Annotated in this window: 19 protein-coding genes; 11 read left to right on the top strand and 8 right to left on the bottom strand. The window is 67.7% G+C overall.

The genetic code is table 11. The features are described 5' to 3' along the window. Positions 1 to 208: 208 nt before the first annotated feature. The 4 genes from D1604_RS12050 to D1604_RS12035 all read right to left on the bottom strand — a co-directional run bounded on the left by D1604_RS12050 (position 209) and on the right by D1604_RS12035 (position 5,702). Complete coding sequence (locus D1604_RS12050) at positions 209 to 1,102, bottom strand: hypothetical protein (protein ID WP_119413472.1); 894 nt, start codon at positions 1,100 to 1,102, stop codon at positions 209 to 211. Positions 1,103 to 1,137: 35 nt separating this feature from the next. Further along, positions 1,138 to 2,067 carry a 4-(cytidine 5'-diphospho)-2-C-methyl-D-erythritol kinase gene (locus D1604_RS12045; protein ID WP_119413471.1) on the bottom strand — a complete coding sequence of 310 codons (930 nt, stop codon included), beginning with the start codon at positions 2,065 to 2,067 and terminating at the stop codon, positions 1,138 to 1,140. A 4-nt stretch (positions 2,068 to 2,071) separates the two neighbouring features. After that, positions 2,072 to 3,964 carry a tetratricopeptide repeat protein gene (locus D1604_RS12040; RefSeq protein ID WP_119413498.1) on the bottom strand — a complete coding sequence of 631 codons (1,893 nt, stop codon included), beginning with the start codon at positions 3,962 to 3,964 and terminating at the stop codon, positions 2,072 to 2,074. A gap of 82 nt (positions 3,965 to 4,046) precedes the next feature. Next, on the bottom strand, positions 4,047 to 5,702 hold the full coding sequence (locus D1604_RS12035) for an electron transfer flavoprotein-ubiquinone oxidoreductase (protein ID WP_233552079.1): 1,656 nt from the start codon (positions 5,700 to 5,702) through the stop codon (positions 4,047 to 4,049). A gap of 191 nt (positions 5,703 to 5,893) precedes the next feature. Here D1604_RS12035 and D1604_RS12030 point away from each other — a divergent pair, with 191 nt between their 5' ends. Together D1604_RS12030 and D1604_RS12025 are read left to right on the top strand one after the other, a co-directional pair. Continuing rightward, complete coding sequence (locus tag D1604_RS12030; protein WP_119413469.1) at positions 5,894 to 6,700, top strand: uracil-DNA glycosylase; 807 nt, start codon at positions 5,894 to 5,896, stop codon at positions 6,698 to 6,700. 95 nt (positions 6,701 to 6,795) lie between these two features. Then, positions 6,796 to 8,487, top strand: a complete 1,692-nt coding sequence (locus D1604_RS12025) for a lytic transglycosylase domain-containing protein (RefSeq protein WP_119413468.1) — start codon at positions 6,796 to 6,798, stop codon at positions 8,485 to 8,487. A gap of 32 nt (positions 8,488 to 8,519) precedes the next feature. Here the strand turns inward: D1604_RS12025 and D1604_RS12020 are convergent, their stop codons facing one another. Then, on the bottom strand, positions 8,520 to 8,840 hold the full coding sequence (locus D1604_RS12020; RefSeq protein WP_024354701.1) for a DMT family transporter: 321 nt from the start codon (positions 8,838 to 8,840) through the stop codon (positions 8,520 to 8,522). Between the two features lie 216 nt (positions 8,841 to 9,056). Here D1604_RS12020 and purB point away from each other — a divergent pair, with 216 nt between their 5' ends. The 3 genes from purB to D1604_RS12005 all read left to right on the top strand — a co-directional run bounded on the left by purB (position 9,057) and on the right by D1604_RS12005 (position 11,617). Further along, on the top strand, positions 9,057 to 10,358 hold the full coding sequence (gene purB, locus D1604_RS12015) for an adenylosuccinate lyase (protein WP_119413467.1): 1,302 nt from the start codon (positions 9,057 to 9,059) through the stop codon (positions 10,356 to 10,358). 4 nt (positions 10,359 to 10,362) lie between these two features. Next, complete coding sequence (locus D1604_RS12010) at positions 10,363 to 10,872, top strand: DNA-deoxyinosine glycosylase (RefSeq protein ID WP_119413466.1); 510 nt, start codon at positions 10,363 to 10,365, stop codon at positions 10,870 to 10,872. 121 nt (positions 10,873 to 10,993) lie between these two features. Then, a complete protein-coding gene (locus tag D1604_RS12005; RefSeq protein ID WP_024354698.1) occupies positions 10,994 to 11,617 on the top strand; it encodes a fasciclin domain-containing protein in 624 nt (207 codons plus the stop codon). 73 nt (positions 11,618 to 11,690) lie between these two features. Here D1604_RS12005 and D1604_RS12000 read toward each other — a convergent pair whose 3' ends face one another. Continuing rightward, the gene (locus D1604_RS12000; RefSeq protein WP_024354697.1) at positions 11,691 to 12,014 is read right to left on the bottom strand and encodes a DUF1476 domain-containing protein; all 324 of its coding nucleotides are present in this window, start codon (positions 12,012 to 12,014) and stop codon (positions 11,691 to 11,693) included. A gap of 261 nt (positions 12,015 to 12,275) precedes the next feature. Here D1604_RS12000 and purC point away from each other — a divergent pair, with 261 nt between their 5' ends. Genes purC through D1604_RS11985 form a run of 3 tightly spaced genes read left to right on the top strand, consistent with a single transcriptional unit; the run spans position 12,276 to position 13,763 of the window. Beyond that, positions 12,276 to 13,034 (top strand): phosphoribosylaminoimidazolesuccinocarboxamide synthase, encoded by a 759-nt coding sequence (purC, locus tag D1604_RS11995; RefSeq protein WP_119413497.1) that lies wholly within the window; start codon positions 12,276 to 12,278, stop codon positions 13,032 to 13,034. Further along, complete coding sequence (gene purS, locus D1604_RS11990; protein WP_119413465.1) at positions 13,034 to 13,273, top strand: phosphoribosylformylglycinamidine synthase subunit PurS; 240 nt, start codon at positions 13,034 to 13,036, stop codon at positions 13,271 to 13,273. The genes purC and purS overlap by 1 nt, the downstream gene beginning before the upstream one ends. A gap of 1 nt (position 13,274) precedes the next feature. Then, positions 13,275 to 13,763 (top strand): GNAT family N-acetyltransferase, encoded by a 489-nt coding sequence (locus tag D1604_RS11985; protein ID WP_119413464.1) that lies wholly within the window; start codon positions 13,275 to 13,277, stop codon positions 13,761 to 13,763. Between the two features lie 3 nt (positions 13,764 to 13,766). On the opposite strand, the gene D1604_RS11980 is transcribed toward D1604_RS11985, so the two are convergent. Continuing rightward, entirely contained in the window at positions 13,767 to 14,936 is a 1,170-nt protein-coding gene (locus tag D1604_RS11980) for an SAM-dependent methyltransferase (protein ID WP_119413463.1), read from the bottom strand. A 124-nt stretch (positions 14,937 to 15,060) separates the two neighbouring features. Between D1604_RS11980 and D1604_RS11975 the strand changes: the two genes are divergently transcribed. The 3 genes from D1604_RS11975 (at position 15,061) to purQ (ending at position 17,602) form a co-directional block, all read left to right on the top strand. Further along, positions 15,061 to 15,543: a YbhB/YbcL family Raf kinase inhibitor-like protein gene (locus D1604_RS11975; RefSeq protein WP_119413462.1), complete on the top strand. Its 483-nt coding sequence runs from the start codon at positions 15,061 to 15,063 to the stop codon at positions 15,541 to 15,543. 118 nt (positions 15,544 to 15,661) lie between these two features. After that, positions 15,662 to 16,906 carry an MFS transporter gene (locus tag D1604_RS11970; protein ID WP_024354692.1) on the top strand — a complete coding sequence of 415 codons (1,245 nt, stop codon included), beginning with the start codon at positions 15,662 to 15,664 and terminating at the stop codon, positions 16,904 to 16,906. Between the two features lie 33 nt (positions 16,907 to 16,939). After that, a complete protein-coding gene (purQ, locus tag D1604_RS11965; RefSeq protein WP_119413461.1) occupies positions 16,940 to 17,602 on the top strand; it encodes a phosphoribosylformylglycinamidine synthase subunit PurQ in 663 nt (220 codons plus the stop codon). Here purQ and D1604_RS11960 read toward each other — a convergent pair. Further along, a complete protein-coding gene (locus D1604_RS11960; RefSeq protein ID WP_119413460.1) occupies positions 17,599 to 18,693 on the bottom strand; it encodes an aspartyl/asparaginyl beta-hydroxylase domain-containing protein in 1,095 nt (364 codons plus the stop codon). The genes purQ and D1604_RS11960 overlap by 4 nt on opposite strands. Positions 18,694 to 18,714 lie beyond the last annotated feature (21 nt).

The raw sequence follows: 18,714 nt of genomic DNA, 5'->3' as shown, positions 1-18,714 counted from the left end.
CGGAACGGAGGTTCTTCTTCACGATGAGGATTTTACGATACGGCCACGCTTCGACTGTTTGAAATTAGAATTTTTCTCCGAACCCCGCTTTCTCGAGCGCCGCCGGCAAGCGAGCACGAGATTTCGTTCCTCGGCTCAGCCAAGAGATCCGGACACGGCGCGCCAAGATGTCGCACCTGATAGGTTGGAGTTTGCAGCCTCTCCACCCTCAGATGAGGCCGTGCTGCGTCGCCCAGCGGATCAGCGGCCTGCGCGGCCAGCACAGCAGCCAGGAGCAGGCGCTGTATTCGCCCGTCTCGATCATGGCGCGGCGCGTGGGCGAGGAGGCGGAGGCGCGGTCGTCGTGGATCTCGCCGCCGCCCTGATGGATCATGAAGGCCCCGTTGTTCACCGGCGTCGTCCGTAGATAGGTCAGGCGGGGGCTGATGGTCTCCAGCGGCGGATCGAAAAACCAGCTGGAGCCGATGACGCCCGCCAGTTCCGGCCGTGTCTGCAACAGGGCGGCGGCGGCGGCCCAGTTCCGCTCCCAGCCCGGCTCGTTGAAGTCCGACAGGTCGCGCGCCTCGGTGTGGGTCTCCAGCCAGGGCCGCCAGCCGCCCGCCTGGACCCAGGCGATCAGGGGGCCGGGTCCGCGTCCGCCCAGCATGTGCCGCACCACCAGACCGGGCCCGACGGGCGAAGACAGGTCCAGCATCTGGGTGTTGCTGCCCGGCACGCTGAGCGCCAGTGAGACGCGCACGTCCTTGGCCCAGAAGTCGGGGTCATACGGGTCCGTCCCGCTATCGAGATACGCCGCCAGCCGGTCCACATAGGTCGGATAGCCCGCCAGCACAGCCTGTGGCAGACGCTCGGCGGCGATGCGGCCGGGCAGTTCCAGCGCCCAGGCGGCGATCAGGCCGCGCCTCTGGTCGTCGTTCGCGCCGTCACCCAGAATCCCGTCCACCGTCCGCGCAGGCAGGCCGAAATCCCAGTGAGGGGCGACCTCGGCGGCGGCGCGGGCCGCAGTGTCCTTGATCTCTTCGACGCGGGCGCGGTCGACGGGCGACAGGCGCGACAGGGCGCGGTCAAAGGCGGCGATCTGTTCAAGGGTGAGCTGGGTCATGGCCGTCAACTTGACCGCAGGGGCTGTAAATCCGGTTAAATTACCGAACGCGGCTCGATATCCGGCGCGCCCAACACCACCGGCCGCGACCACCAGCCTGGCCTATCAAGCGCGAAGGCCGCCTCGATCGCCGCCGCACGGTCATCGAACAGGCCGAAGACCGTGGCTCCCGAGCCCGACATCCGCGTCAGGCGACAGTCTGGCGCAGCGCGCATGGCGGCCAGCGCATCTGAGATCCCCGGCGTGACCGACAGGGCGGGCGCCTCCAGATCGTTCCTCTGCGCCGACAGCCAGTCGATGACAGAGGCGACCGACCAGTCGTCAGGCGACGGCGGCCGACCCGCCCCGGCGGCGGGCGCGGCGTCATAGGCGCGATAGACGGCGCCCGTCGGCGACGGCAGGCCGGGGTTCAGCAAAACGCCGTGCAGGGTCGGCAGACGCGGCTCGTCTTCCAGCGCCTCGCCGACGCCAGAGGCCCAGGCCGGGCGAGCGCGCAGGCACATGGGTCCGTCCGCTCCGGCGGCAAGGGCGAGGCGTTCCAGTTCGTCTTCCGGCAGATCGAGCTCCAGCAGCCGCGCCGTCAACCGCAGCGCCGCCCCTGCATCCGCCGAGCCACCGCCCAGCCCCGCGGCGATGGGCAGGCGCTTGTCCAGCGTGACCGCCACGGGCGGCGCGCCGATTCCGGCCGCTTCTCCTAACGCGAGCAAGGCCTTGATGATCAGGTTGTCGCCCTCCGCCTCCAGCCCGGCCGCGAACGGCCCCTCGACCTCCAGCGACAGAGCCTGCGCGCGACGCACGGTCACCCGGTCGCCGACATCGGCGAAGGCGGCCAGACTGACCAGCGGATGATAGCCGTCGGCCCGCACCGCCCCGACGTGCAGCAGCAGGTTGATCTTGGCGGGCGCCAGTCCGCTCAGGACGTCATCGCTCGGGGCGTCATCGCTCAGGGCGTCAGGGGTCGACATGGCGTCAGTCGGCCGCGCCGCCCGCAGAGCCCAGCCCCTTGTCCCCGGTCGGGTCCTGGCCCAGCCTATCGCGCAGCTTGGCCTCGACCTCGGCGCGGCGCTTGTCGTCAACCTCCAGCGTCAGGACGCGGTTCCACTGGAAGCCCGCCTCGCGCTGACGCCCGACCGCCCAATAGGCGTCGCCGAGATGGTCGTTGATCTCGGCGTTGGCGGGCTCCTTGTCGACGGCGCCCTCAAGATTGACCACCGCCGTCTCATACTGTCCCTGACGGAACTGGGCCCAGCCGAGCGAGTCCTGGATGTTGCCGTCCTTGGGATCAGCGGCATGGGCGCGGGCGATCATGGCGGCGCCCTCCTCCACCCGCGTCCCCGTATCGACCCACAGATAGCCGAGATAGTTCAACAGGGTCGGATTGTCGGGCTGCATCTGCAGGGCGGCCCACAGCTCGGCCTCGGCCTCGGTGTCCCGATCCAGCGATTCATAGGCGGCGCCGCGCAGGAAATGAACCTCGAAGCCCTGATCCTCAGTATTCAGCAGAGGGCCGTTCAGAAGCTCCAGCGCTTCCTCGTGCCGCTGCATCTGCAACAGCTGGCTGGCCAACATATAGGCCACCGCCGCCTCTTCGGGCCGCACCGAAGCCGCGCGCTGCAGCTCGATCAGGGCCTCGTCGTCACGGTCGGCCTTGGCCAGGCTGATGGCCATCTGCACACGGGCGGCGGCGTAGGTCGCGGGCGACGCCGCGCTGACCTCGGCCAGGGCGGCCCGGCCCGCAGGCTCGATCCCGCCCTGAATCAGGGTCTGGCCGATCAGCAGCTGGGTATTGTCGCTGGGCGCCAGGTTCTGGGCCAGACGCAGATAGACGGCGCCGAACTCATAGGCGCGCTGGGCGATCATCTGATCGGCGGCGGTGCGCAGGGCCTGGGCCGCGCCCTCCCGGTAGTTCAGCAAGGCGGGCGGGCGGGCCTTGGACAACACCCGTTCGCGCCCCTCCATGACCCGACGGTCGGCGGTGCGGGCGGTGACGGCGGCGTCATACTGAACCAGAGCCTCGTCCCGGCGGCCGCGCCGCTCCAGGAACTCGCCATAGGGCAGACGGAACAGGGCGCCGGCCAGGGCGTGGCTGGTCAGGTCCCGCCATTCGGCGTCGGCCTCATCATAACGACGGCGCTGTTCCAGCAGGCGTGCGCGATTGCCGCGCGCCACCAGATTGCTGACCGGGTCGAAATCGGCCGGCGGCATGGCCAGGGCGCGATCCCAGTCCCCGGCTGCGGCGGCGATCCAGGCCTGGACATAGAAACCGGCGCGGTCGTGCGGCTCGCCCACAGGGGCGGCGATCAACAGGGCGTTGGCGCGGCGCGGATCGTTCCGGGCATAGGCCTGCACCGCCTGCACCAGTCGCCCGGCCTGAACGATGACCGGCGAGACCTCGGGATCGGTCGGGGCGATACGCCCCGCCTCATTCAGGTCGCCCGCCAGAAGGGCGGCGGTGAAGGCCTGTTCGCGCACGCGCGGCTGCTCGGGCGTCAGGGCGAAGACGCGAGCCAGATAATCGGCGCCGGTCGCGCTCTCGCCGCTGGTCAGGGCGTTGCGGCCCGCCAGATAGAGGCCGAAGGCGCTGTTCCGATGGGCGTCCAGCGGTATGGGCGACCATTCGGCGGGAATGGGCGTGACCTTGGGTTCTTCGGGCGTTTCCGGCTCATCGGCGATGATGATGTGCGGAACCGGGTCGCCGTTCGGCTCGGTGTGGGTCTCTATATCCTGAGAGGGGGCGTCCTGAGAGGGGGCGTCGGGCGCAGGTTCCGGCGCCGCCTCCTGCGCCAGCACGGGTGCGGCCAGCGACAGCGCAAGGGCGGAGGCCGCCAGAAACAGGATAGGGCGAGAAGAGACGAAACGCATGGCCGGACCCTTCACGCTTTCCCTTTCGCCCGCAAGAGTCTGAAAGCGCAAATCCCTCTCCCGCCGGGAGAGGGATGTCGGCTTACATGTTCGGATAGTTCGGGCCGCCGCCGCCTTCGGGGGTGGTCCAGACGATATTCTGCGACGGGTCCTTGATGTCGCAGGTTTTGCAGTGGACGCAGTTCTGGGCGTTGATGACGAAGCGTGGATCAGCGCGGTTCGCCTCGTCCGCATAGACGACTTCGTACACGCCCGCCGGGCAATACAGCCGCGCCGGTTCGCCATACTTCGGCAGATTGACGTTGATCGGCACCGACGGGTCCAGCAGCTTCAGGTGGGCGGGCTGGTCTTCGGCGTGGTTGGTGTTGGAGATGAAGACGCTCGACAGCTTGTCGAACGACAGCTTCCCGTCCGGCTTGGGATAGGCGATCGGCTTGTGCTGCGAGGCGGGCTCCGTCGAGGCCGCGTCGGTCTTGCCGTGCTTCATCGTGCCGAAGAAGGAGAAGCCGCCGGTCAGGTGGTTGACCCACAGGTCGAACATGCCGACCGCACCGCCCATCATGGTGCCCAGCTTGGACAACATCGGCTTGGCGTTGCGGACGACCTTCAGCTCCTTGTAGACCCACGAGGCCTTGTACGCCGCTTCATAGGCCTCCAGCACATCGCCCGAACGGCCCGCGATCACGGCCTCATAGGCGGCGTCGGCGGCCAGCATGCCGGTCTTCATGGCGTTATGGCTGCCCTTGATCCGGGGCACATTCACGAAGCCCGCCGAACAGCCGATCAGGGCGCCGCCGGGGAAGGCCAGCTTGGGCACCGACTGGAAGCCGCCCTCGGTGATGGCGCGGGCGCCGTAAGAGACGCGCGTGCCGCCCTCCAGATGTTCGGCGATCGAAGGGTGGTGCTTGAACTGCTGGAACTCGTCGAACGGCGACAGGAAGGGGTTCTTGTAGTTCAGGTGGACGACGAAGCCGACGGACACATAGCGGTCGCCGAAGTGATACAGGAACGAGCCCCCACCCGTCTTGTCATCCAGCGGCCAGCCGGTCGTGTGCTGCACCAAGCCCGGCTGGTGCTTCTCGGCCGGGATCTGCCACAGCTCCTTCAGGCCGATGCCGAACTTCTGGGGATCGGCGGCGTCGCACAGGTTGTGGCGGGCCATGATGGTCTTGGCCAGCGAGCCGCGCACGCCCTCGGCGATGAAGACGTATTTGCCGTGCAGTTCGAGGCCGGGCTGGAAGTCGCCGGTCGGCTTGCCCTCGCGGTCAATGCCGAACACGCCCGCGACGACGCCCTTCACCCGGCCGGTCTCTTCCTCCCAGACCACATGGCTGGCGGCCATGCCGGGATAGACTTCGACGCCCAGGCCTTCCGCCTGCTCAGCCAGCCAGCGCGCGACGTTGCCGAGCGAGGCGATATAGCAGCCGTCGTTGTGCATGAAGGGCGGCAGGGCGAACATCGGCAGGGACGCCTGCCCCTGCGGGCCCAGCACCAGGAACTTGTCCTTGGTCACCGGCGTCTCGAGCGGGGCGCCGCGTTCCTTCCAGTCGGGGAACAACTCGTTCAGCGCCTTGGGATCAATGACGGCGCCGGACAGGACGTGGCCGCCGATCTCGGCCGACTTCTCCAGCACGGCGACGGAGATGTCCTTGCCGTCCTTCTCGGCCCGCTGTTTCAGGCGAATGGCGGCGGACAGGCCAGCGGGGCCGCCGCCGACGATGACGACGTCATATTCCATGACCTCCCGCTCGGCGCCGACCAGAGCCTCCAGCGGGGGCAGGTTGTCGATGACGGCTTCCTGCCATGCGTTCTTGGCGCCGCCTTCGATCATTTCATCGGCCATGTCCCCTCAATCCTCATTGTCGTCGTGGTTATTCGCCTTATCGGGAGGTGACGCGGGGGCGGTCAAGGCCTATTGCCTAGGGTCCTATGAACGCCCCCTCCGTCGACATGGCTGCCGCAGAGGCCCTGTTCGCCTTCTGGCGCGATGCGGGCGTGGACGCCTGTTTCGAGGACGAGCCGATCGACCGGACCGTCTTCGTCGCCCCGGTCGCAGCCAAGGGACCGGCCACGGTGACGCCCCTGCGCGCGCCCGGCGCGGCGCCGTCCGTCGATGAGGCGGCGGCCGAGGCCCGTCGTCTGGCGGCGGGCGCGTCGACGCTGGACGAACTGGCTGAAGCCATCGCCGCCTTCGAGGGCTGCCCCCTGCGCGCCATGGGCGCCCGTCAGGCCGTGTTCGCGCGCGGCAATCCCCAAGGGGCGCTGATGATCATCGGCGAAGGCCCCGGCGCCGAGGAAGACGTGCGCGGCCAGCCCTTTGTCGGTCAGGCGGGACAGCTTCTGGACCGCATCCTGACGGCGGCGAGCCTGCTGGACGAGGCCTTCATCACCAACACCGTCTTCTGGAAGACGCCCGGAAACCGCGCCCCGACGCCCCAGGAACAGGCCGCCTGCGCCCCCTTTGTCGAGCGCGCCGCGACCCTGCTGAAGCCCAAGGCGGTGCTGCTGGTCGGGGCGTCAGCGGCCAAGGCCGTGTTGAACACCGACGAAGGCATCATGCGGATGCGTGGGCAATGGCGCGAATGGCTGCCCGAGGGCGGAATCGCCGCGCCCGCCATCGCCACCCTTCATCCAGCCTTCCTGTTGCGCCAACCCCAGGCCAAGGGTCTGGTTTGGAAAGACATTCTCGATTTGTCCGTCCGTCTGCGAAGCGAAGTGGTTGAGCCGGGCGCCTGATTCAGGCATCCTGCCCCCTTGGAGACCAGTCCGCAGAGCGTCGTAGAATCCCGAATCGAGACGGGGCCGACGCCGACGAAGGGGGCCGCCGCGTCATGTATTCTTTCCGCCGGGCGCGTCGTGCGTCTCTGTTCGCCTTCGCCCTGTGCGCCGTCGTTGCAGGCGCCGCCTCTGCCGAGGATGCGGATTCTTCCCGCCCCTATGTCGCGACGGCGGCTGTCGCCGAGGCCTCGCCCACGGCGCTGAGCAGCGAGGACCGCCTCAGCTACACCACCGCCTTCGACGCCCTGCGTCGCGGCGATCTGGAGCTGGCCCGCAACTCAGCGCGTCAGGCCAAGGATCGCGTCCTACTCGGTCAGGTCGAGTTCGAGCGCCTGTTCCACCCAAGCCACGTGGCCAATTATGACGAGTTAGCGGCCTGGCTTGAGACCTATTCCGATCTGCCGATGGCCAATCGGGTCTATACGCTGGCCATGCGGCGCCTGCCGGACGGCGCGGCCGAGCCCAAGCGCCCTGGCGGCCTTCTGACCCGCACCTGGGCCAGTCTGACCAATCCCGGCGACGGCGGCGTCAACGATCCCGCCAAGGCCGCGCGCGTGGCCCTGAACAACGACGACCTGCCCGGCGCCTATGAAATGGGTCAGCAGATCGGCGACTGGTGGACGGCCGGTCTGGCCGCCTGGCGGATGGATCAGCACGCCGAGGCATTCCGCGCCTTTGAACATGTGGCTCAGGATCCGACCGAGGATCCCTGGGTGCGCTCGGGCGGCGCCTTCTGGGCGGCGCGGGCGGCGGGTCAGTCGGGCCGCCAGGAGCGCGTCGTCGAATACCTGCGCCAGGCCGCGCGCTGGCCGGCCACCTTCTATGGACAGATCGCCCTGCATCAGCTGGGCGAGGAGCCTGTAATCGAGAATATGGGGCCGCGCCCCTATGAGGCGACGCTGCAACGCGCCTCCCTGACGCCCGAGCCCCTCGGCGTCGATACGCGCGCGCTCAACGCCTTCATCCAGTCCGACGAGGACGCCCGCCGCACGGTGGCCCTGTACGAGGTCGGGCGCCGCAGCGACGCCGAACTGGCCGCCCGCAACGGTCTGCGCGCCGCCAGCGGCGACAACGCGGCCCGCCAGATGTGGGCCGGTCTCTATCGTCTGGTTTCCTCAGGCCGCGCCGCCCAGTCCGAGGCCAGCCGCATCGACGCCATCCGCTACCCGATGCCCGAACTGCAGCCGATGGGCGGCTTCACCATCGAGAAGGCCCTCGTCTACGCCATCGCGCGCAAGGAGACGGACTTCAACGCCAACGCCCGCTCGGGCGCCGGGGCCTATGGGCTGATGCAGGTGATGCCGACCACCGCCGCCCACATGACCGGGGATCAGGGCTATGTCCGCACGCCCCAGCGCCTGCTGGACCCGGCGGTGAACATGAAGCTGGGTCAGGACTATGTGAACCGCCTGTTCCAGATCGAGTCCTTCCAGGGCGACCTGCTGAAGACGGTGGCCTCCTACAACGCCGGGCCGGGGCCGATGCTGGCGGCGATCCGCAAACTGGGCGCCGACGCCGACCCCCTGCTGCTGATCGAGACCATCGACGTGCCTCAGGCCCGCGAATACGTCGAAAAGGTCGTCGCGGCCTATTGGATCTATCAGCGGATGATGGGCGCGCCGGTCAAGACGCTGGAAGCCCTGGCCGCGGGCGCGCGCGCCGTGCCGATCCGCCTCGACTACGTCCCTCCCGCCCCGGCGCCGCTACAGGTGGCCGAGGCGGTGCTGGGCGGCGGCTCGCGCTAGAGCCGAGCCTCGACACATCCGCGCCGGCCACCCTATTGGCTGGAGGCGAGCTTCAGCACGACCAGGCCGCTGACGATCAACACGGCGCCGAGAACGCGCATCGGCGTGATCGGCTCGCCCAGCACGGCGATGCCGACCACGAAGGCCCCCACCGCGCCGATGCCGGTCCAGATCACATAGGCCGTGCCCAAGGGCAGCGTCTTCATCGCGATCGACAGCAGACCGAAGCTGACGATCATGAAGCCGATGGTGCCGATGGTCGGCCACGGCCTGGTGAAGCCCTCCGACATCTTCATCAGGAAGGCCCAGACGATCTCGAACAGACCGGCGAGCAGAAGGAAAATCCAGGCCATGACAGTCTCCCTTGCATGGCGTGCCGGGTCGTCCCGGCGTCATGCCCATAATGGGAGAGGTCGTCCTCTGAGCGCGCTCTATCTGGGACTGGGCGCTGGCCAGTCAAGATTTTCACGCTGCAGAATGCCGATCCGCGCGGAAGTGATGCCCAAAAGCCTCCACTTCGACCCGGCCAACCTTGACTCCCGGCCCCTTGCGAACGACACGACGCGTCCATGATCACGCGCTATTCCCGCCCCGACGCCGTCGCCATCTGGTCGCAAGAGACCAAGTACAAGATCTGGTTCGAGATCGAGGCCCACGCCGCCACGAAGATGGCCGAGCTGGGCGTCATTCCGACCGAGGCCGCGCAGGCCATCTGGGCCAAGGGCAAGGACGCGACCTTCGACGCCGACCGCATCGACGAAATCGAAAGCGTCACCAAGCATGACGTCATCGCCTTCCTGACGCATGTGGCCGAGATCGTCGGCGACGAGGCCCGCTTCCTGCACCAGGGCATGACGTCTTCGGACGTGCTGGACACCTGTTTCGCGGTGCAGCTGGCGCGCTCGACCGACCTGCTGCTGGGCGGCGTCGACCGGGTGCTGGCCGCGCTGGAAAAGCGCGCCAAGGAACACAAATACACCCCGACCGTGGGCCGCTCGCACGGCATCCACGCCGAGCCCGTCACCTTCGGCCTGAAGCTGGCCGGCTATCACGCCGAGTTCCAGCGCGCCAAACGTCGTCTGATCACGGCGCGTGAAGAGATCGCCACCTGCGCCATCTCGGGCGCCGTCGGCACCTTCGCCAACGTCGATCCGGCGGTCGAACAATACGTCGCCGACCAGATGGGCCTCAGCGTCGAGCCGGTCTCGACCCAGGTCATCCCGCGCGATCGTCACGCCGCCTATTTCGCCGCCCTCGGCGTCGTCGCCTCCTCGGTCGAACGTCTGGCCGTCGAAATCCGCCACCTGCAGCGCACCGAAGTGCTGGAAGCCGAAGAATTCTTCGACAAGGGTCAGAAGGGCTCGTCGGCCATGCCGCACAAGCGCAACCCGATCCTGACCGAGAACCTGACCGGCCTCGCCCGTCTGGTCCGCTCGGCCGTGACCCCGGCGATGGAGAACGTCGCCCTGTGGCACGAGCGGGACATCAGCCATTCCTCGGTCGAGCGCGGCATCGGCCCGGACGCCACCATCCATCTGGATTTCGCCCTGCACCGTCTGGCCGGCGTGATCGAGCGCCTGAACGTCTACCCTGAGAACATGCAGAAGAACCTCGACCGCCTGGGCGGCCTGGTCTTCTCGCAACGGGTCATGCTGGCCCTGACCCAGGCGGGCGTGTCGCGCGAAGACGCCTATGCGGCGGTTCAGGAGAACGCCATGAAGGTCTGGCGCGGCGAGGGCGTCTTCATCGACTTCCTGAAGGCCGACGCCCGCGTCACCCTGCCCCACGACGAGTTGGAGGCCCTGTTCGACCTCGGCTACCACACCAAGAACGTGGACGTGATCTTCGCAAGGGTTTTCGGCGAGGGCTGATCGCTTGACCGTGCCCCGCCGGGTCGGTTTTGCGCCTGTCGTTGACGAACGCACACGCGTTCTCATTCTCGGCAGTCTGCCTGGCGACGCCTCGCTGAGCGCGGGTCAATACTACGCCCACCCGCGCAACGCCTTCTGGCGGCTGATGGAGGCCTTGCTCGGCATACCGTTGGCCACCCTGCCCTATCCAGCCCGGCTGGAGGCCCTCCTGACGCATGGCGTCGGGCTGTGGGACGTGATCGCCTCGGCTGAACGTCGAGGTAGTCTGGACGCCGCCATCCGCAACCCCGAAGCCGCCGACCTGATCGCCCTCACGGCGCGTCTCCCGGCCTTGAGAGCCGTCGCCTTCAATGGCGGAACGGCGGCGCGCGCGGGGCGACGCATCCTGGAGGGCGCGACCACTGCCGCCCTGATCGACCTGCCGTCCTCCAGCCCCGCCCACGCCCGGCCCTTTGATGAAAAACGGGCGCGATGGTCGGTTTTGAGCCCCTATCTGGTCGCCGCCGACAGGTGATCGGCCCGACCTCCGTTCACGGATCGCGCCGGAAAATTTGATCTCGCGCGCATCCTTTTCGGGCGCTGAACCGTAATCCCTTCCGACGCGGGCGCCGCCCGTTCACCGAAGGAGAGAAGCCATGACGACTTATCGCACCGCCACGCTCGCGGCTGTTTCGAGCTTCGCCCTGCTGGCGCTAGCCGCCTGCGGCCAGAACGACGCCAGGAAGGAGCCCGCCCCGGTCGAGACGCCAGCCCCGACCGTCGCCCCCGCCACAACCGAGCCCATGATCGGCGGCGTAGCGATGAATCCGTCCGACAATCTGGTCGCCAATGCGTCCAAGGCGCCGAACCTGACCACCCTGGTCAGCGCCTTGCAGGCCGCAGGCCTGACCGAGCGGCTGCAGGGCCCCGGCCCCTTCACCGTCTTCGCTCCGGATAACGCCGCCTTCGAGAAGGTTCCGGCCGCAACGCGCGAAGGTCTGATGCAGCCGGCGCAGAAGGCGGCCCTGACCAAGCTGCTGACCTATCATGTCGTGCCCGGCCGCGTGACGGCCGCCGACCTCGCCGCCCAGGCTCAGGCCAACGGCGGGACGGCCACCCTCACCACCGTCCAGGGCGAGAAGCTGACCGCCAAGGACATGGGCGGCGGCAAGTGGGAGATCACCGACGCCAAGGGCGGCAAGGCCATGATCACACAAGCCGATGTGGCCCAGTCCAACGGCGTGGTCCACGTCATCGACACGGTGCTGATGCCGAAGTAAGGCCGCGAAATGAAAGAAGGGCCGCGACCTTGCCGGTCGCGGCCCTTCTGCATTCCCATCGCGGGGAAGAAAATTATTCGCCGGCGCGGATCTGTTCGCGGGCGATCGAGGCCAGTTCGTCCATCTTGGAGCGCAGCTCGCCCTCGGACACCGTCAGGCCCGAGCCCTTGAAGTCGCCGGCGACCTTGCGGAAGACGTCTTCCTCGCCCGGCTGCTCGAAGTCGGCGCGGACCACGGCGGCGGCGTACTGCTCGGCGCTTTCGGTCGACAGGCCCATCTTCTCGGCCGCCCACAGGCCCAGCATCTTGTTGCGACGCGCGATGGCCTTGAATTCCTGTTCCTGATCGAGGGCGTACTTGGCCTCGAAGGCCTGTTCCCGATCGTCGAAGGTCGTCATGCGCGTCGTAACTCCAGTCACGGGCTAGTCTCGCCCGCAAACGGCTCTATGGCCCCCGGCGCGAGCGAACGCAACCAGACTTCGGTCGCGGATGCTGACGCAGGGTCGCTTCAGGATATTTGTGTCACAGACGCCCTTCGGTTAAAGGGCGCGTGGCTCTGTTATAGCCGCCGTCGATTCAGGATCGCGCCGCCCCGACCTTCGGGCCGCGCGTTTTTCGTTTTGCGGCCATCTGTTTTTCTTCCCGTCCGGGACCCGATGATGAACACCAAGCGCAAGAAGCTCTACGAGGGCAAGGCCAAGATCCTGTACGAGGGGCCTGAGCCGGGCACGCTGATCCAGTATTTCAAGGACGATGCGACCGCCTTCAACGCCCAGAAAAAGGCGACGCTTGAAGGCAAGGGCGTCATCAACAACCGCATCAGCGAATTCATCATGTCGCGCCTGAACTCGATCGGCGTGACCAATCACTTCATCAAGCGTCTGAACCTGCGCGAGCAGCTGATCCGCGAAGTCGAGATCATCCCGCTGGAAGTGGTCTGCCGCAACGTCGTCGCCGGTTCGCTGGCCCAGCGCCTGGGCCAGGAAGAGGGCACGCCCCTGCCCCGTTCGATCATCGAATTCTACTACAAGAAGGATGAGCTGAACGACCCGATGGTGACCGAAGAGCACATCACGGCGTTCAACTGGGCCTCGACGCAGGAACTGGACGACATCCTGGCCATGACAGTGCGGGTGAACGACTATCTGTGCGGCATGTTCGGCGCCGTCGGCATCACCCTGGTGGACTTCAAGATCGAGTTCGGCCGCGTGTGGGAGAACGACTTCAGCCGCGTCATCCTGGCCGACGAAATCAGCCCCGACTCGTGCCGCCTGTGGGATTCGACCACGGGCGAGAAGCTGGACAAGGACCGCTTCCGCCGCGACATGGGCGACGTCATCGAAAGCTACACCGAGGTGGCCCGCCGCCTCGGCATCATGAAGGACATGCCGACCGTGATTCAGGGAGGGCTGCATTAATGGCCAAGGTTAAAGTTCACGTCTTCCTCAAGCCCGGCGTTCTGGACGTTCAGGGCAAGGCCGTCGAAGGCGCCCTGCAGGGTCTGGGCTGGGCCGGCGTCGCCAACGCCCGCGTCGGCAAGCTGATCGAGTTCGACCTCGACGACGCCGTCGCCGACAAGGATGCCGAGGTGAAGCGCATGTGCGAGACCCTGCTGGCCAATACGGTCATCGAAAGCTACCGGATCGAAGTCGCCTGACATGATCCTGCGGCCTGAAACGGAAACGGATCCGGCCGCGATCCGCGCACTGACGGCGGCGGCCTTCGACGGCCATCCGCACAGCGACGGCTCAGAACCGCGCATTATCGACGCCCTGCGCGAGGCCGACGCGCTGACGCTGTCGCTGGTCGCCGAGGTCGATGGCCAGGTCGTCGGACACGCCGCCTTTTCCCCTGTTCAATGGCCCGGCGAGGGCGACTGGTTCGGCCTCGGCCCGGTATCCGTCGCGCCCGATCGCCAGAACCAGGGCATAGGCCGTCAACTGATCGAAGCGGGCCTCGCCGACCTGCGCCGAGGCTGCGCGCGCGGCTGCGTCGTCATGGGCGATCCCGCCTATTACGGCCGCTTCGGCTTCGTTCAGGACCCGCGCCTGACCTATCCCGGCCCGCCGCCCGAATACTTCATGGCGCTGGGCTTCGGTCTCATCGAAGGGTCGGGCCACGTCCGCTATCATCCTGCTTTCGGCTGAGGCTTAGCCGCACAGATAGTCCCGGCTCAGCGGCACGGCGGTCTGCTTCTTCGTCAGCTGCAGCTGGAAGACCATGTGGCCCAGTTCGCGGAAGGCGACCTCGCTGCAGGCCAGATAGAACTCCCACATCCGGCAGAAGCGCTCGTCATACATGGCCCGCGCCTCGCCGCGTCGGGCCAGGAACCGCTCACGCCAATGCCGCAGGGTTTCGGCGTAGTGCAGGCGCAAGATTTCCATGTCCGTGACCCACAACCCCGCGCGCTCGATGGCGGGCAGAACTTCCGACAAGGCGGGGATATAGCCGCCGGGGAAGATATATTTGCGGATCCACGGCTGGGTGCGGTTCGGCGGCGAGTTGCGGCCGATGGCGTGGATCACCGCCACCCCGTCGTCGTCCAGCAGGCGGGCGACGGTGTCGAAATACTCCTGATAGTTCGGCACGCCGACATGCTCGAACATGCCCACCGAGATAATGCGGTCGAAGGTCTGGTCCAGGTCGCGGTAATCCTGAAGCCTGAAGTCGGCCCGGTCCGTGACGCCCAGCGCCGTCGCCCGTTCATTGGCCGTGCGGTGCTGTTCGGTGGACAGGGTGACGCCGGTCACGTGCGCGCCGCGCTCGACCATCGACAAGCCCAGCCCGCCCCAACCGGCGCCGATGTCCAGGGCGGTGTGGCCAGGCTCCAGCAACAGCTTGTCGATCAGGCGGCGCTTCTTGGCGACCTGGGCCTGTTCCAGACTGGCATCCGGCGTCTCGAAGAAGGCGCAGGAATATTGCAGGTCCTCGTCCAGAAACAGGCGATAGAAATCGACCGTCAGATCGTAATGGTGGTGGACGTTGCTGCGCGCATGCAGGCGGTCGTTGGCCTGTTCCGCCCCTCGCCGGATGCGCTGCATCCAGTTGAGCTTCGGCGAACGCGGTCGCAGCGCCATCTGCGAAGTCGTCAATTGCAGGAAGTCGTAGACGCTGCCGCCCTCGATCCGGAACGTCCCGTCCATGAAGGCCTCGCCCAGGGCGAGGTCAGGGTTGGCGGCGATGGCGACCGCCGCCTTCATGTCCGTCAGCACGGCCGTCAGCTCCGGCTCGCCCGGACCTGCCGTCAGTTCCCGACCGTCCGGAAGACGCACCCGGATCGCTCGCGTCTGAAAGGTTCGGTCCAACAGGGCTTGCAGCATCCCGTTCCTCCGCTCATCAAGACAGCTTGACCTTAGCTAGGGACAGAATGTCGCGACGCAACGTCCGTGGCGAGTCTTCCGTTAGCTCAAAGATCGAATTCGCCGCCAAAGGGAGAGCGCCGCCATGAGCTTCACCGTCACTTCGACCGATTTTTCCGACGGAGGCGTCCTGCCCGACGCCCAGGTCAAGGCGTTCGGAAACACCTCGCCGCAACTGTCTTGGTCCGGCGCTCCGGAAGGAACCAAGAGCTTCGCCGTCACCTGCTATGACCCCGACGCTCCCACCGGGTCCGGCTTCTGGCACTGGACCGTCGCCAACCTGCCCGCCGATGTGACCGAACTGGCCGCAGGCGCGGGCGCCGTCGGCGGCGGCGGGCTGCCTGAAAACGCCGTTCAGGGCCGCACCGACTATGGCGAGCCGGGCTTCGGCGGCGCCGCCCCGCCCCCCGGCCACGGCCCGCATCGCTACATCTTCACCGTCTTCGCGGTCGACGTGGAGCGGCTGGATGTGACCGAAGACAACTCGGGCGCCGTCTTCGGTTTCAACCTGCATTTCCACACCCTGGCCAAGGCGTCGATCACGGCGACCTACGAAAACCGGGGCTGAGCCTCGGCTGAGACCTCGACACAAAGCGTGATCGTCTCTGTGACGCCGCCCCGGTTGATGCCGTGGGCGGCGTCCCTATTTTGCAGCGCAACCTCTCCCTGCTGCATCGCGACACTCCATGCCCCCTGCCGACGCTCCCTGCATCGACAATCCCGCCTGCGCTGCGCCGGACAGCGGGATCGAGCGCGTGGCGGAACCGGGGAAGGCGGCGCTGGTGCTGCTGGCGCTGGCCATGGGCGGCTTCGCCATCGGCGTGACCGAGTTCGCCGCCATGAGCGTCCTGCCTGACTTCGCAGCGGGACTGGGCGTCAGCGAGCCGAAAGCCGGCCATGTCATCAGCGCCTATGCCGCGGGCGTGGTGATCGGGGCGCCGATTCTGGCCGTGTTGGGCGCGCGCCTGCCGCGCTGGCTGCTGCTGATCGGCTTCATGGCCCTGTTCGCCGTCGGCAACGCCCTGAGCGCCATCGCCCCGACCTATGAGTGGATGCTGGCCTTCCGCTTCCTCAGCGGCATTCCGCACGGCGCCTATTTCGGCGTGGCGGCGCTGGTGGCGGCGTCGCTGGTTCCGCTGCGGTTGAGGACCCGTGCGGTCTCGACCATCCTGCTGGGCCTGACCGTCGCCACGGTGATCGGGGTGCCGGTCGCCAACGCCGTCAGCCACCATTTCGGCTGGCGCTGGACCTTCGCCATCGTCAGCGTTCTGGCGGTGCTGACCATGGCGCTGGTCGCTCTGTTCGCGCCGCGCGATCCGGCCCATCCTGACGCCAGCCCCTGGCGCGAGCTGGGCGCCCTGAAGCGCGGTCAGGTGTGGCTGACGCTGGGCGTGGGCGCCGTCGGCTTCGGCGGCATGTTCGCGGTCTACGCCTATCTGGCCTCGACGCTGAAGGCGGTGACGGGCGTGGGGCCGGAGGTCCTGCCGTGGGTCTTCGCCCTGTTCGGCTTGGGCATGATGGCGGGCAATCTGCTGGGCGCCTGGGCCGCCGACCGCTTCGGCATGGCGGCGGCGGGCGGCCTGTTGCTGTGGAGCGCGGCGGCGCTGGCGCTGTATCCCTTCGCCGCGCCCCATCTGTGGGCGGTGATGATCGTCGTGCTGCTGATCGGCGGCGGCGGCGGGCTGGGCTCGGTGCTGCAGACCCGGCTGATGGACGTGGCCGGCGACGCCCAGACTCTGGCCGCCGCCCTGAACCACTCAGCCTTCAACACCGCCAACGCCATCGGCCCCCTGCTGGGCGGCATGGCGGTAGCGGCGGGCTGGGGCTGGACCTCGACCGGCTGGGTCGGCGTCGCCCTGTCGCTGGGCGGTTTCGCGGTCTGGGTCGTCGCCTGGGCGACGGGCCGCAAGGCGCCGCAAAGCGACGCCTGACATTCGTCACGAAGGGTGCTAGGAGGCCCGGCCATGAGCGCAGCCGTCATTGTATTCCCCGGTTCCAACTGCGATCGCGACTGCAAGGTCGCCGTCGAACGTTCCACTGGCGAACAGGTCCAGATGGTCTGGCACGCCGAGACCGAACTGCCCAAGGGCCTCGATCTGATCGTGCTGCCGGGCGGTTTCTCCTACGGCGACTATCTGCGCTGCGGCGCGATGGCGGCCCAGGCCCCGATCATGCAGGCGGTCAAGAAGGCCGCCGACGACGGCGTCACCGTGGTCGGCATCTGCAACGGCTTCCAGGTCCTGTGCGAAGCCGGGATGCTGCCGGGCGCCCTGATGCGCAACAGCAGCCTGAAATACATCTGCAAGCCCATCAGCATCACCGTCGCCAACGCCCAGACCCGCTTCACCTCGGGCTATCAGGGCCAGCGCGAGATCATCATGACCCAGGGCAACGCTGACGGGAACTATTACGCCGACGAAGAAACGCTGAAGCGCATCGAGGGCGAGGGTCAGGTCGTCTTCCGCTACGTCGACAACCCCAACGGCTCGGTCGGCGACATCGCGGGCCTGCAGAACGAGCGCGGCAATGTGTTGGGCATGATGCCCCACCCGGACCGTGCGTTCGAAACCGAACTGGGCAGCGCCGACGGCGCCATCCTGTTCCAGAGCATCTACGCGGCGGTTTAAACGCCCAGCCTGGGCGCGCCTGAGCCGCTGGCGTCGATCGTGGCGAACAGGGCGCGGATCAGGTCCTGTTCCTCGGCGGTGACCTCGGGCTTCCAGACATCGAAGATCAGGATGGTGCGGTCCTGGTCGCTGTCGTTGGCGGCCTCGTGCTCGATGGTGTCGTCGAAAGCCCAGGCCTCGCCCGCCCTCCACTGGCGTTCCTCGCCGCCCACGCGGAACCAGCAATCCGGCGGCACAACCAACGGCAGATGACAGATCAGCCGCGTGTTGATCAGGCCGTGATGGGGCGGGATCGTCGCTCCCGCCTGCAGCTTCGAGAACAGGATCGACGGCGAGCGGCCGGGAATGCGGCACAGAGGCGCCGCCGCCAGCGCCTTCATCGTCTGCGGGCAGCGCTCCGCGATCTCAGGAACCTCGACCCCGTCCTTCCACAGGAAGACCGCGCTCCAGGCGTCATTGCCCAGCAGGCCCGCCTGATCGTTGCGGGGACGGTTGGCCCGATCCTCAATATAGGGTGCGAACAGCGCCGGTTCGGACAGGATGGCGTCCAGTTCGGCGCGGATGGCGGGCGCCGCCGCCTCGATCTCGGCCAGCCAGGCAACGGTCTCGCGCGGCTGGAACTCGATCTGCGGCAGGCCAGGGAACATGTAGAATTTGGGCTGCTGATAATAGAGCCGCCGCCTGCCCGTCATCAGGTCCAGAGAGGCGGCGAAGCGCGAACTGGAGGTTGCCGGGTCGAAGCCGCGCCTGGCCAGCCCGTCACGCAGGCCCTGCTCGAAGAGGCGCGCGCCCTCGGCCTGGGCGGCGGCCGCGTGTTGCAGTTCCGCCCGCAGGTCCGGCGGCGGGGCGGCGATCGCCCGACCCTGAGCCAGGGCGGCGCCGTAAAAGCTCATGGCCGAGCGATGATCCCCCTGGGCGCTGAGGGCGTCCCCCTTGAACACCAAGGCGCGCGGCTCGCGCGGGTTGATCCGCAGCACGGCGTCGGCCGCCGCCGCCAGAGCGGCTGCATCCGACCGTTCGCGCGCCTGCCGCGCCTCACGGATGAGGGCGTCGATCTGAGGTCGTGGATCGTGGGAGCGAACGTCGGTCATGGACCGATGGAACCGCCCTCC

This window comes from Brevundimonas sp. LPMIX5 (assembly GCF_003576505.1).
Classification (GTDB): domain Bacteria; phylum Pseudomonadota; class Alphaproteobacteria; order Caulobacterales; family Caulobacteraceae; genus Brevundimonas; species Brevundimonas naejangsanensis.
The sequence above is the reverse complement of the archived record's forward strand: the minus strand, read 5'-3'. Positions and strand labels throughout refer to the sequence as shown.

Bases quoted from the DNA above. Each gene is read 5' to 3' on its own strand.
- purQ (WP_119413461.1), top strand. From the start codon at position 16,940: ATGAGCGCAGCCGTCATTGTATTCCCCGGTTCCAACTGCGATCGCGAC.
- D1604_RS12030 (WP_119413469.1), top strand. From the start codon at position 5,894: ATGAACGCCCCCTCCGTCGACATGGCTGCCGCAGAGGCCCTGTTCGCC.
- D1604_RS11970 (WP_024354692.1), top strand. From the start codon at position 15,662: ATGCCCCCTGCCGACGCTCCCTGCATCGACAATCCCGCCTGCGCTGCG.
- D1604_RS11960 (WP_119413460.1), bottom strand. From the start codon at position 18,693: ATGACCGACGTTCGCTCCCACGATCCACGACCTCAGATCGACGCCCTC.
- purS (WP_119413465.1), top strand. From the start codon at position 13,034: ATGGCCAAGGTTAAAGTTCACGTCTTCCTCAAGCCCGGCGTTCTGGAC.
- D1604_RS12035 (WP_233552079.1), bottom strand. From the start codon at position 5,702: ATGGAATATGACGTCGTCATCGTCGGCGGCGGCCCCGCTGGCCTGTCC.
- D1604_RS12000 (WP_024354697.1), bottom strand. From the start codon at position 12,014: ATGACGACCTTCGACGATCGGGAACAGGCCTTCGAGGCCAAGTACGCC.
- D1604_RS12005 (WP_024354698.1), top strand. From the start codon at position 10,994: ATGACGACTTATCGCACCGCCACGCTCGCGGCTGTTTCGAGCTTCGCC.
- D1604_RS12050 (WP_119413472.1), bottom strand. From the start codon at position 1,102: ATGACCCAGCTCACCCTTGAACAGATCGCCGCCTTTGACCGCGCCCTG.
- D1604_RS12040 (WP_119413498.1), bottom strand. From the start codon at position 3,964: ATGCGTTTCGTCTCTTCTCGCCCTATCCTGTTTCTGGCGGCCTCCGCC.
- D1604_RS12025 (WP_119413468.1), top strand. From the start codon at position 6,796: ATGTATTCTTTCCGCCGGGCGCGTCGTGCGTCTCTGTTCGCCTTCGCC.
- D1604_RS12020 (WP_024354701.1), bottom strand. From the start codon at position 8,840: ATGGCCTGGATTTTCCTTCTGCTCGCCGGTCTGTTCGAGATCGTCTGG.
- D1604_RS11975 (WP_119413462.1), top strand. From the start codon at position 15,061: ATGAGCTTCACCGTCACTTCGACCGATTTTTCCGACGGAGGCGTCCTG.
- purC (WP_119413497.1), top strand. From the start codon at position 12,276: ATGAACACCAAGCGCAAGAAGCTCTACGAGGGCAAGGCCAAGATCCTG.
- D1604_RS11985 (WP_119413464.1), top strand. From the start codon at position 13,275: ATGATCCTGCGGCCTGAAACGGAAACGGATCCGGCCGCGATCCGCGCA.
- D1604_RS12045 (WP_119413471.1), bottom strand. From the start codon at position 2,067: ATGTCGACCCCTGACGCCCTGAGCGATGACGCCCCGAGCGATGACGTC.
- D1604_RS11980 (WP_119413463.1), bottom strand. From the start codon at position 14,936: ATGCTGCAAGCCCTGTTGGACCGAACCTTTCAGACGCGAGCGATCCGG.
- purB (WP_119413467.1), top strand. From the start codon at position 9,057: ATGATCACGCGCTATTCCCGCCCCGACGCCGTCGCCATCTGGTCGCAA.